Origin of the sequence: Acinetobacter sp. RIT698 (assembly GCF_009668065.1) — a bacterium.
GTDB lineage: Bacteria > Pseudomonadota > Gammaproteobacteria > Pseudomonadales > Moraxellaceae > Acinetobacter > Acinetobacter guillouiae.
In genome coordinates this window covers 59,459-72,864 of sequence record NZ_WJYH01000005.1, presented here as the reverse complement: position 1 = coordinate 72,864, position 13,406 = coordinate 59,459, and the positions used below count along the sequence as shown (strand labels likewise).

Sequence of the window (13,406 nt, the reverse complement as noted above, 5' to 3'; positions counted from 1 at the left end):
ATATTGAATGATTGCATTAAATCACAAAAAAGACCGAACGCGTCGGTCTTTTTGCTCGGCTTAATCAGTCAGCCATAAAGCGCCTAACTTTTCATCCCACTCACTTGGGGTGATGACCATACGACCTGCATTGGGGGTTAAGGTAATCTCACTAAAGAAAACATCGTCTTGAGATAATAAGAAATCGATTCGACTATAACCATATTTGAAACAAAGATCTTCTGACAGTTGAAGCATTTTATTTAATTTTTGCGGTCGTGCTAAACAGCTTGGCGTATTACTTTTTAGATCAACGGTAAAGGGTTGCAGCACCCAAGATGTGTCATACATATTTGAATAATCCACGCCTTGGCTGTCTTGTACATCGACTTCAATATATCGAGGCTGACCTTCAAAACAATGAACACGGCATGTTGTAATGGTCAGCTTATTGTCTTGATCAACAAATAAATCAATATGTTGTTCGGCCAAAATTAAAGGAACAATGTCTTTGTAATGCCATTCCCGTTTTCTAAAATACATATTTTGTTTAAGGTGGTGATTGAGTTTGTGCTGCGCTTTTTTGATATCAAATTGCGCTTTATCATTACAGACAATTGCACTGCCACTGTCATGATTGCATTTTAAAACAAACTTGTTGGGAAGTTGATTAAAGTCAATTTCCTCAAAGCACTTATATACACCAATCAGTGGAACAAAATGGGAACAACAAATTTTATCTGCAAGCATTTCGCGGACAGCAAATTTATCCGCCAATTTCGTATGTAAGGGCGCTCTTTCATAGATCATTCTGGCGGTGACTTTTTCATTGAAACTTTTAGGCTGATCAAAGTTCGGGGTATAACCCAATTTAGCAATAAATCTTTTGGTGAGATAGCGTCTATCTGAGACAAATTTGGCTCTAATAACTTTTGCCGAATAAATAATATTTTCTAACATGATTAAAAAAAATCAATAAAATAAAGTAATGTTTGAATTATAGAGAAAATATGAATTTTGTATATGGAAACAGTAATCATTTGTATTTTTATTACATAATTGTAATGAATACCTAAACAATAAGGTGATATGTTTCATATTAATTAAAAAAGACCGCTATGTAGCGGTCTTTTTGTATGACTTGATTTTAGCGATTAAGCAGATTTTTTAACAGCTTCTAAAAGCTCATTTTGACGAGTTTTAAGTGCAGCAGGTAAACGTTCACCAAGTTTATCAAATAACTCAGTGTGGCTTTCGATTTCTTTGATCCATTGATCTTTGTTCTGAGAAGTCACAAGATTAAATTGATCTTTAGTGAAGTCAGAACCTGTCCAGTTCAATTGTTCATAGGTTGGAACAAAACCAATTGGTGTTTCTACTGCTTCAGCACGACCTTCACAACGGTCAATGATCCACTCAAGCACACGCATGTTTTGACCAAAACCAGGCCATACAAAGTTGCCTTCAGCATCGCGACGGAACCAGTTTACGTTATAAATGCCAGGAAGTTTATTGCCTGCAGCTTTCGCTTTAGCACCAACTTCTTCACCCATTTCTAACCAATGAGAGAAATAGTCAGCCATGTTATAGCCAGCAAATGGAAGCATTGCAAATGGGTCACGGCGTACAACACCTTGTTGACCTACTGCAGCTGCAGTTGTTTCAGAACCCATTGTTGCTGCTTTATAAACACCATCAACCCAGTCAAAAGCTTCTGAGATTAAAGGTACTGTATCTGCACGACGACCACCGAAGATGAATGCAGAAATTGGTACGCCAGCTGGATTTTCCCAGTCAGCATCAATAGAAGGGCATTGACCCGCTGCAACAGTGAAACGCGCATTTGGATGTGCTGCTTTTTCACCAGCAACATGCGGTTGGCCTTTCCAGTTGGTCAAGTTAGTAGGTGCTTCTTTAGTTAAGCCTTCCCACCATACGTCACCATCATCTGTTACCGCAACGTTTGTATAGATGACATCTTTATGAAGTGTCGCCATACAGTTTGGATTTGTTTTGATGTTTGTACCAGGTGCGACACCAAAGAAACCAGCTTCAGGGTTGATTGCATATAAGCGACCATCTTCACCTGGTTTGATCCAAGCAATATCGTCACCTACAGTTTCAATTTTCCAACCTTCATAACCTGCAGGTGGAATCAACATCGCAAAGTTGGTTTTACCACATGCAGATGGGAATGCCGCTGCAATATAGTGTTTCTCACCTTGTGGATTGGTCACGCCAAGGATCAACATGTGTTCAGCTAACCAGCCTTGTTGACGACCCATAGATGATGCAATACGTAAAGCAAGGCATTTTTTACCCAATAATGCGTTACCGCCGTATCCTGAACCGTAAGACCAGATCTCACGAGTTTCTGGATAATGCACGATATATTTTTCTGGGTTACAAGGCCATGCAACATCTTTTTGACCTTCAGCCAGCGGAGCGCCAACAGTATGTACGCAAGGAACATAGTCGCCATCAGTGCCTAGTACGTCATAAACAGCTTTACCCATACGAGCCATTTTACGCATACTTACAGCAACATAAGGAGAATCTGTAATTTCGATACCGATGTGAGCAATGTGAGAACCTAATGGACCCATAGAGAATGGAACCACGTACATGGTACGTCCTTGCATTGCGCCATCAAACAAACCGTTAAGGCGAGTACGCATCTCAGCAGGAGCTTCCCAGTTGTTTGTCGCACCAGCATCTTCTTGTTTTTCAGAACAGATGTATGTACGACCTTCAACACGCGCTACGTCAGACGGATCAGAATTCGCTAAATAAGAACCAGGATGTTTTTCTTGGTTCAACGCTTGCATAGTGCCGTTAGCGATCATCAAGTCGATGTAACGTTGATTCTCTTCTTCGCTTCCGTCACACCATTCAATTTTTGCAGGTTTAGTTAATTTAGCAATTTCTTCAACCCATGCAATGAGCTTGGGATGACGAACGAATTCTGGTGCGTTCACTTGGGTCATGGTGAGGCCTATCTAAAATATGTACAATTTTGTGTACAAATAATAATCTGAATGAAGGGATACTACATTCAAATTTAAGTATGAAAAAAAGTGGTGGTATTAAAACATATATTCATAAAAAAAATAAGACTAAAGGCTTAAAAGATACCAATGCTCGAATTTTCACTAAGTGTTTGATTTGTATTGTCTAACATGGATTATTGTTTGATTTTTATTGGTATTTTTAAATAGAATGTAGGGTATTTTAATTGTAAATAATAATAGTTTACAATAAGTTGAAATTATAAGATTTACTAAATTAATTATTGATTTAATAAATGGGCATAATTCGAATTTTACATAAAGGTGCTTTTATTTGTTTAGAAAATCGACGAAATTAGTGCAAATACTTCAAAATAATCAAGCTTATGGACACAGAACTCAAGCCTCTTTCAATGATTTACAATGAAAAGTCAGGTTTTCATGCCAATCAGAAAGATGATATTTATGAAAAACTCATGACCATCTGGACCTCACATGGCTTTGAAATTCAAGTTTTTGATATTGGTTCAGAGCCTGATATAAAAACCCTGATGCAAAAAATCTTTCAACGTCATGCACAATACTCAGATTGTGGTGTCATTGTCGCTGCTGGTGGTGATGGTACGTTGAATGCAGTCGCCTCGCAAATGTTAAAGCAAAAAATTCCTATGGGAATACTACCTTTGGGTACTTTTAATTATGTGGCGCGTGTTCTACATATCCCCTTGAATATTTTAGAAGCAGCCAATGTGATTGCCACAGGGGAGCCGCGTGCATCACATGTGGCCTGTATCAATGATCAAATTTATTTAAATAATGCCAGTTTAGGTTTATATCCTTTGTTTATTAAAAAACGCGAAGAATATAATCGTCGGTTTGGACGCTTTCCTTTAAATGCTTACACGTCTGGTTTGGATGTACTGATTCGTGATCGTAAAGAACTCAAATTAGAGATCGAAGTAGATGGGCAAAAGTATCCTGTAAAAACACCACTGATTTTTTTTGGTAACAATCAACTGCAATTAAAAGAATTGAATTTAAAAATTTCGAAATGTGCAGAGGTGGGGGAAATTGCCGGTGTGGTGATCGCCAAAGGGGATAAAGCCACTTTATTTAAAACCTTGTTTCAAACCATTCGTGGAAAATTGGAAAACGCTTCCGATGTGTATAGTTTTGGTGCACAAAAAGTCATTGTCTATTCAAAAAAGCCTAAACTGACCGTTGCTGTCGATGGAGAAATTGTTTCAATGACGACCCCATTAACCTTACACGTAGAAAAAAATGCTTTAAAAATTATGGTGCCGCATGTTATTGCATCTGTCTGATCTACATTTTGGTACTGAGCGTCCAGAGTGTATACGGGCGATTCAAAAGTTTTGTGCTGTGCATAAACCAGAAGTGGTTGTGGTGAGCGGTGATTTAACTCAACGTGCTAAATTTAAAGAATTCTATGCATGTAAGCAGTTTTTAGAATCACTAAACATCCCTTATTTTGTGGTGCCTGGCAACCATGATATTCCTTTGTATCATGTTTGGAATCGTGCCTTTAGACCATTTGGTTTATATCAACTGTTCTTTGGCAGTTTAGAACGCAGCTTATTTACAGAGCATTTTTATTTAATTGGCATGAACAGTATTCGTCGCCGTTATCATACACGCGGACATATTTCATTTGAGCAAATTCAAAATGTAAATCAGTTGTTGACCAATGCACCAAAAAATAAATTAAAAATAATCGTTAGTCATCAACCTTTTTATACCTCAAATGAAGACCATCACTTAAAAGATTGTCCGGCTTTAGGGCAGTTTGCCATTAAAGAATGGGGACAACATCAACTGTATGCTTTATTGCACGGTCATTTGCATTTAGTTGCGGTCTATGATCTGAATCAAGCCTTTGCGCTAAATTTAAAACAACCAGTTTATGAGGTTCATGCGGGTACAGCAGTTTCTCGACGTTTGCATAAAAATATACCCAATAGCTTTAATGTGATTCATCAAGATGGGCGCTTTGAACATTATTTTTTTGATGAACAATTACAGGAATTTATTGCCAAAACTGCGGTAAAAAATTCTGAATTAGACATGATTTGATACAAAAGAAGAAAAAACATACAAATTAAATAAATTTTTTTTCGTTTTCCCCTTGAAGCGTTTATTTCCATCCCCACAAATGTGACATACAAATATTTTGTCGATGACCTAGGAATAAGAAGTCATCTTCGCTGAGTAATCAATGACATTTTAAAATGTCTATGGAGTTAGAAATGAGCAAGATTCGTCCTTTACATGACAACGTTGTGATCCGCCGTGTTGAAAAAGAAACTAAAACAGCAGGTGGTTTGATTTTAAGTACTTCTGCAGCTGAACAGCCTGCTCAAGGTGAAATTCTTGCTGTAGGTAATGGCAAAATCACTGATAACGGTGTACGCGCTTTAGACGTTAAAGTTGGCGATAACGTACTGTTTGGTGCTTATGCAGGTACTAAAGTTAAAGTTGATGGTGAAGAACTTCTTGTGATGAAAGAATCTGACATTTTAGCGGTATTGGAAGGTTAATCTTCTGCTGTTGAGATGGGTTTTCATCCAAAAATATTGGTCAAAATTTAAAATTTATAAAGATATCTGGAGTTTAGTATGTCAGCTAAAGACGTAAAATTTGGTGATTCAGCGCGTTCAAAAATGATCGCGGGTGTAAACGTACTTGCAGATGCAGTAAAAGTAACTTTAGGCCCTAAAGGTCGTAACGTTGTTATTGATCGTTCTTTCGGTGCACCACACATCACTAAAGATGGTGTAACTGTTGCTAAAGAAATTTCTTTAAAAGACAAATTCGAAAACATGGGTGCACAATTGGTTCGTGAAGTTTCTTCAAAAACCAATGATATCGCAGGTGACGGTACAACAACTGCAACTGTACTTGCTCAAGCGATTTTAAATGAAGGGATCAAATCAGTCACTGCGGGTATGAACCCAATGGATTTGAAACGTGGTATCGACCTTGCGGTTAGAGCTGTTGTTGAAAATATCAAAGCAACTGCTAAACCAGCTTCTGATACCAAAGCAATTGAACAAGTCGGTTCGATTTCTGCAAACTCTGATGAAACTGTAGGTAAGTTGATTGCGCAAGCAATGGAACGCGTTGGTAAAGAAGGCGTGATTACCGTTGAAGAAGGTTCAGGCTTTGAAGATGCGCTGGATGTTGTAGAAGGTATGCAGTTTGATCGTGGTTATATCAGCCCGTACTTTGCAAACAAACAAGATACTTTGACTGCTGAACTTGAAAATCCATTCATTCTTCTTGTTGATAAGAAAATTGGTAATATCCGTGAATTGATTACAGTTTTAGAAGCTGTTGCAAAAACAGGTAAACCATTACTCATCATCGCTGAAGATGTTGAGGGTGAAGCACTTGCAACACTGGTTGTAAACAATATGCGCGGTATTATCAAAGTATGTGCGGTTAAAGCACCTGGTTTTGGTGATCGTCGTAAAGCAATGCTTCAAGATATCGCGATCTTGACAGGTGCTACTGTGATTTCTGAAGAAGTAGGCATGTCTTTAGAGCAAGCAACGCTTCAAGATTTAGGTACTGCACATAAAATCACGATTTCTAAAGAAAATACTGTGATTGTTGATGGTGCTGGTGATGCAAATCAAATTGCTGAACGTGTAACTCAAATTCGTGCTCAAATCGAAGAATCAACATCTGAATACGATAAAGAAAAACTTCAAGAGCGCGTAGCTAAACTCGCTGGCGGTGTTGCTGTAATCAAAATTGGTGCTGCAACTGAAGTTGAAATGAAAGAGAAGAAAGACCGTGTAGATGATGCGCTTCATGCAACGCGTGCTGCGGTTGAAGAAGGTGTTGTTGCAGGTGGTGGTGTTGCGTTGGTACGTGCAGCTAAAGTACTTGACGGTCTTGTTGGTGCAAATGATGACCAAACTGTAGGTGTGAACATCCTTCGTCGTGCGATCGAAGCGCCACTTCGTCAAATCGTGTCTAACGCGGGCGATGAGCCATCAGTTGTGATCAATGCAGTGAAGAGCGGTGAAGGTAACTTTGGTTACAATGCTGCAACTTCACAATATGGCGATATGTTAGAAATGGGTATCCTTGACCCTGCTAAAGTAACGCGTTCTGCACTTGAGCATGCTGCATCTGTTGCTGGTTTGATGTTAACGACTGAATGTATGATTACTGATATCCCGGAAGACAAACCTGCTATGCCTGATATGGGCGGTATGGGTGGTATGGGCGGAATGATGTAATATCATTTCAATCTCCGATCATAAAAAATCCTCGCTATATGCGGGGATTTTTTTATTTAATTTGTCTGATCCTTAAAAAGTCTCTTCTAGTTCTCCTATAGCGTGATACAGAAATTGTACGTAAGCGTCCGCTAAAGCACCACTACAAAAATTAATCATAGACGCTTATTTTCGTACCCACTTATTTATTAATGGGTACTAAATTTATGAATCAAGAACTGGCTGTCATTGATGCTGATCGTGTAAAAAGAAAACGTCGTACTTAGCGTAATGACTTCAAACGTGAACTCATTCAAAAATGTCATCATCCACATATTTCTATTGCTAGCGTTGCATTAGAACACGGGATCAACACCAATTTACTCAATCCTTGGGTTAAAAATGCATCTCTTGAAAATGCGATCTTAAACGTAGAACCACGATCAAATTTCATTGCTATACAGAACACACAATGAGATTACATTTAAGATCCAGATAGCAAAATCAGATCAATCTCTTCAGTTCACATGGCCAATGACAGATATGGCATCACTTGCTCAACTTATTCGTGAATTGACATCATGATCCGTATTGATGAAATCTGGCTTTCTACCCAAGCTCTAGATATGCGAGCAGGTACAGTCGCTCTGAACCATGGATTTGAATCAGTTCACCGAGGCAATCATGATTATAGCGTGGTTAATATGGTCGTTTGAGACGTTTAGCAAATGGAATTCATAGAACTACTGCAATCATCCAGGATCTTAGAGTTTCTACTGAAATATCAAAGTGATGAAAAGTTGTGAGCTTTTCATGCGCTAAAGTTGGACTAAAGCCATGGAGCTGATCTGCAACGATGGTTAAGCACTGTGATCGAATATCTTCAGATAATTTTGAATTACTAGGGCGACCGCGACCAGCATGTGCCAATGCAGAAGAACCTTGGCTTTTATATTTCAGTAGTAGCCGACGAATTTGACGTGGGGAAATATGCAGTAGTTGAGCAGCTTGAAGCTGGGTAAGGCATTGATCACAGACTTCTTGCAAGACTGATAAACGTTTGAGTTCTTTATCCGACATAGACACAAACATATTAAATCGTCCGCTAAGAAATTCTTGAAAAATGAATATTCTAAAGGTGACATTTTTATTGGTGAAAATATAGACACTTTAAATGGGTTCTAACATAATGGTTTCGCATAAGCGCCCATTATGTTAAATGTGGAGATATTTACTGATTTTTAGTTAAGTTGTGTTAAAAAATATTAACAGTTGGTTTAAAAAATAATCTATAATTCATTTTAGAAAAAATGAATAGATAAAAACAGAGAATCATCATATGAAACATAACTATCTTTATCAGTATGTATTAGCACTTTTTTTAGTTTTCTTAACAGTATATACACATGCGGACTATACTGGTGAAAGATATGGTTTAACGGCATTAACGGCTCAAAATCAAAATATACAATCATGTACTCCAGGGATTAATGCCATATCCCGTCAAATTATAACAGGCAGTACGGATATTGGTGGCCCATTACCTTTCAGTAGAAATTACGAAACAGCTTTGCAACTAGGTTTTATTCCAACACTTCGTTCTGGTGATGCAAAGAGTTTAGATGAAGCTTTCGCTATCACCTATTTAGAAAACAGAGCCTTACTTGGAATGGGATGGTCTCATAATTATGATTATCGACTACAAACAATAGGGACTCGTGCATTTACTCTGAATATGCCAGGCAGTGGGTTACCATTACTTTTTGCAAAACAAGCGGATGGGTCCATTCGTTTATCAAATTCTAGTCTCGCTCCAATCACTACAGACTTAGAATATAAAATAACTGACAATAATCTAACAGTGATAGTTAATATCAATGGCACAGAAATTACCTTCCAATCTTTATCTGGTTCAAGAGCGTTAATACAAAATTTTCAAGCCACTCAAGTTAAATACTCTGGCGGTAAAGTTATTACAATGACATATACCCCAGCCACTACCTCTGGAGGAGCTGTTATAGGATATCTCGTTACAGGGGTATCAGATAATTTAGGAAATAAAATATTAATAAATCGTAGAAATATGAATGGGTCTGATACTTCGACGTTAGGATTTCAACTCCAAGGGTTTATATCAAGTGTAGAAACTCTATCAAATCCATTGAATAAACAGACAGCAACCTATAATTATAGTATCCAATCCATCCTGTGGAATGGTAGCACAAAGAATTTTCCAATCTTGACTCAAGTTACATCAACTATAAATGGTACAGAAGACTATAACTATACAAACTATCTACATAATGGTTTATTCAATGACAGCGCTAAAACAAAATATGGTGTAAATATCCCAATTTTGTCTAAATATTCAAAATCTGGACAAGCATTGTTAAATTGGGAAGCCTCAGCGAATAAGATAGCCTCATTCACGGATAAGAGTTTGGATTATTCTAGCTTGACTTATGCTGAGCTTGCTTATGGTGGGACTTTAACACTTTCTACTCCAAACTCATTTACAGCCACCCCATCTACTGAAATTTTTGATATAAACGATACTTCTGATAGCATTATTTATAATAGTAAGAGTTCGTTACCTTGCTTAAGTGTTGGTGGTAAACCTGTTAAAGAACTCGTGTTTTCTAAAAAAATTAGAAAACTCACTTCTACTACAGATAAAATTGGGAATAAGTCTACTTTTGCTTATGATTCAAGTAACAGATTAACATCGTGGGTTGAAGCAGTAGGATCGTCGAGTCCTCGTACAACTACTTTAAGCTATAACACTAATTTTAGTATTCCAAGCACAATTCAACGAGCAAATCAGACCCAAACGAATACGATTAATACAATTGGGCAAATTACTCAGTCTGTATTAAGTTCGTCTCAAGCAGGAAGTATTTCTAAAGCAACTGTATATACATACTTGAATAATGGATTACTAGACAGTGTAGATGGACCTCGTGCAGGCACACTTGATAAAATAACATTCACATACGATAGCTATGGTAATAAAACTTCAGAATCTCAAATCGTAAATAATATCACCAGAACGACTAGCTATGTGGGTTATAACTCGCTTGGTCAACCTGAACGTATCGTTTATCCATCAGGATTAGTGGATAAATTTATATATAACACAGATGGGACAGTCGCCAGTAAGACGACAGGTGTCGGCACTTCAACCTCAGCCATTACAGGAAAAACCATCAGTTATACCTATGATGTCTTAAAACGTTTAAGTTCTGAAACGAATCCAGATGGTGAAAAAACTTCTTATTTTTATGATCTTGCTGGTCATATTATTAAAACAGTTTCCCCAGATGGTAGTGTAACCAATAAGAGCTATTATGGTAATAGTGTAGTTGCTTCTGAAAAACTCACAGATAGTACTGGTGCAACCATTTTTAGTCAAAGTTCCACAACATTGGATGTAAATAGACGTCCGCTTAGAACAATGAGTGGTACCGATACCGCTAAAAACTGGGTGGACAATATTTATGATCTCAATGGAAATCTCATTCAAAGTACATCGGCATTAGGCATTACCGAAAAATGGTCTTATGATGCATTTAACCGTGTACTGACTCATATTGATGGCTTAGGTAATGTTGATACCAAAACTTACGACTTACAAGATAATACATTAACTGCTTTAGATGCATTAAATGCGGGTACAAATCCTTATTCTTATCGCAATGGTAAAGTTTTAACTAAAGAAATCAATACAGACTATGGAACCAAGTCTTATACCTACAATGAAGCTGATCTACTGACTCAATCCCTATATGGGACTCGTAAGTGTGATAATACCAATATTGATGCTTTAGAGCGAGTAGGACAAACAGCCTGTACGAATGCTTCTGCAACAACGCCTGCAACACTACTCAGTAATCTTAGCTTTGGTTATGACCAAACCCGTTTTGGTCGTTTGGATAAGGTAACATCTGCTGATACTGCTTATGGTGTTGATACCGTTTATATCTATGATATTTATGATCGTATTATCGGTAAATCTCAAACCAATAAAACCATTACGACTTGGGCAGGGACTAAACCAATTTTATCTGTGGGTTATGCTTATACCCTTGGTGACAAGCTAAGTGCTGTAACATTACCATCTGGTCGAAACCTTGTTTATACTTATGATGCCACTAAAAAAAATCTTCTAAGCAATATTACTTTGGATGGTACTTCCCTCATTCGTGCAATCACTTATGATGCTGGTGGCCAGATGACAGGTTGGAATTGGGGGACTGGGGCTGCAAGTTACACATGGGCTTATGATGTTTCTAAAAGTGGCGTAGTTCAGTCGATTAGCAATAAAAATAATGCTGGGGTGGTTAACTATAGTTTAGTTTATGGCTTTGATAATGATGGTCGTATTAACAAAATCACGCGTAATAATGGTCTCGTGGATAGCTTTGGTTACAACAATGCAGATCGTCTTTTGAATGAGACTCGTGTAAATGGTACAAGCAATGTTTTCGGTATTACGTATACGTATGACAAAAATGGTAACCGTTTAAGCCTTGCTGCTACAGGGACACACCAACAACCTCAGGCAAGTGTTGCTTATACCTATACGGGTAATAAGTTAGCCACAATTGCAGGTATTGCGACACCTCATACAGCGAATGCTGAGTTGATCTATGGTGGATTTACACCTACATATGACAATGCAGGCAATCGTCGTGAGGATAAAACTACAGGTGGGGTTGTTACTGCACCTCAGTACTACATGACTTACAACCATAAGAATGAGCGTACTGTTCGTGGTTATCAAGCGAATGGATCAGCATGGAAAGCGAATGCTGTTCAGTATATTTATGATGAAAACAGTCATTTGATTGGTGAATATAATGCAGATGGTATCCCACAGGTTGAATATGTGTGGATGGGTGATAAGCCTGTTGCTGCTATTTATGGTTCAGGTACTGCAACTAAAGTTTACTGGATTTCAACGGATGCACAAAATACCCCACGTCGCTTAATCAGTGCAACTGATGGTACAACTACAGCATGGGCATGGGATTCAACAGCATTCGGTGTGGGCGTTCCAAGTGTTCAGACCATCAAGTTTAATCTACGCTTCCCTGGTCAATACTATGATGAGTTAACTAAACAGCATTATAACCATAACCGTTTCTATAATCCTGCTTTAGGGCGTTATGTTGAGCCTGATCGTATTGGTTTAGAAGGTGGATTGAATCCTTATATTTATGTGGGTGGGAATCCTGTTAATAATTATGATATTGAAGGGTTGAGTCCTCGTAATAATAGAATTGCAAATATTCGCCCAACATCAGATCCTTTAATTGTATCAACAGTTTTAAGGCTACAACAGGATATCAGATTACATAATCCGAACTTTAAGTATAATGTAATAGTTCCAGCAGGACAGCCGACATTTACTATGCGTGATGTGTTCTTATTGCAAAGAGAACTTAGTAGATATTCAAATTCAAATTCTCTACCTTTATTGAAGGGTGCGACTAGAAGTACAGAATTTTCAAATAACTGGCAAAGAGCAAGTATTTCTGAAGCTGTTAGAAAAATAGCTGGAGAAAATCCGCGAATTTATAACACATTTAATCGAGAAAAAACGATTTTTGAAAATAGAAATAATGGAATGCAAGTTATGTATGATCTTTCTGGTAATTATTTTAGGATTAACAACCCAAACATCAATTCAACTAGAAGCTTTACGGGATTAAATGGAGAAAATGTTAGTAATAAACTATTACCTAATGGTACACAGATGGGGCGATCAAAGGCAGAATATCAACAAGTAACACATTTTTATGCTTTACCATGATGAGTATTCACATATGATTTGCTTTATTGTTCCACATAACCAAGATGCCATAGAAAAACATAACCACGGTATTGAAGATACTAATATTATGACTATAGTTCCTATAGAGGAGAAGTACATTAATACTTTATGGGGAATTAAATTTTTTGATGAAATTAATCAAAAATTTGGTCTAATGATTAGTACTGGTGAGGATGAAAATATTTCAGGACAAGAGCTTTTAAAAGAAGTTCTTGTCCTTACTAAAAAATACATTAATAGATATCCTGAAAATCACTATTTATATATGATTAAAGCTTTACTCGAAGAAGCAATAGAGAGAAAAACTGAATTAAACATATATTTATAACCTGT

General features: G+C 37.4%; 8 protein-coding genes and 1 pseudogene. 6 read left to right on the top strand and 3 right to left on the bottom strand.

Going from position 1 to position 13,406, the window contains the following annotated elements; genetic code table 11:
* Positions 1 to 60 precede the first annotated feature (60 nt).
* The gene (locus GJV03_RS03625; protein WP_004722451.1) at positions 61 to 939 is read right to left on the bottom strand and encodes an ATP-grasp fold amidoligase family protein; all 879 of its coding nucleotides are present in this window, start codon (positions 937 to 939) and stop codon (positions 61 to 63) included.
* 194 nt (positions 940 to 1,133) lie between these two features.
* Complete coding sequence (locus tag GJV03_RS03620) at positions 1,134 to 2,966, bottom strand: phosphoenolpyruvate carboxykinase (GTP) (RefSeq protein WP_151956172.1); 1,833 nt, start codon at positions 2,964 to 2,966, stop codon at positions 1,134 to 1,136.
* 407 nt (positions 2,967 to 3,373) lie between these two features.
* Between GJV03_RS03620 and GJV03_RS03615 the strand changes: the two genes are divergently transcribed.
* The 4 genes from GJV03_RS03615 (at position 3,374) to groL (ending at position 7,258) form a co-directional block, all read left to right on the top strand.
* Positions 3,374 to 4,312: a diacylglycerol kinase family protein gene (locus GJV03_RS03615; protein ID WP_004819665.1), complete on the top strand. Its 939-nt coding sequence runs from the start codon at positions 3,374 to 3,376 to the stop codon at positions 4,310 to 4,312.
* Entirely contained in the window at positions 4,293 to 5,081 is a 789-nt protein-coding gene (locus GJV03_RS03610) for a metallophosphoesterase (RefSeq protein ID WP_154129483.1), read from the top strand. The genes GJV03_RS03615 and GJV03_RS03610 overlap by 20 nt, the downstream gene beginning before the upstream one ends.
* Positions 5,082 to 5,254: 173 nt before the next feature.
* Positions 5,255 to 5,545 carry a co-chaperone GroES gene (locus tag GJV03_RS03605; protein WP_004722444.1) on the top strand — a complete coding sequence of 97 codons (291 nt, stop codon included), beginning with the start codon at positions 5,255 to 5,257 and terminating at the stop codon, positions 5,543 to 5,545.
* A gap of 78 nt (positions 5,546 to 5,623) precedes the next feature.
* Complete coding sequence (groL, locus tag GJV03_RS03600) at positions 5,624 to 7,258, top strand: chaperonin GroEL (protein ID WP_004819670.1); 1,635 nt, start codon at positions 5,624 to 5,626, stop codon at positions 7,256 to 7,258.
* Positions 7,259 to 7,939: 681 nt separating this feature from the next.
* Here groL and GJV03_RS03595 read toward each other — a convergent pair.
* A pseudogene (locus GJV03_RS03595) lies at positions 7,940 to 8,317 on the bottom strand (helix-turn-helix domain-containing protein); the annotation flags it as partial.
* Between the two features lie 259 nt (positions 8,318 to 8,576).
* Between GJV03_RS03595 and GJV03_RS03590 the strand changes: the two are divergent.
* Together GJV03_RS03590 and GJV03_RS03585 are read left to right on the top strand one after the other, a co-directional pair.
* Positions 8,577 to 13,052 carry an RHS repeat-associated core domain-containing protein gene (locus GJV03_RS03590; protein WP_154129482.1) on the top strand — a complete coding sequence of 1,492 codons (4,476 nt, stop codon included), beginning with the start codon at positions 8,577 to 8,579 and terminating at the stop codon, positions 13,050 to 13,052.
* Positions 13,039 to 13,401 carry a hypothetical protein gene (locus GJV03_RS03585; RefSeq protein WP_154129481.1) on the top strand — a complete coding sequence of 121 codons (363 nt, stop codon included), beginning with the start codon at positions 13,039 to 13,041 and terminating at the stop codon, positions 13,399 to 13,401. Before GJV03_RS03590 ends, GJV03_RS03585 begins: the two co-directional genes overlap by 14 nt.
* Positions 13,402 to 13,406 lie beyond the last annotated feature (5 nt).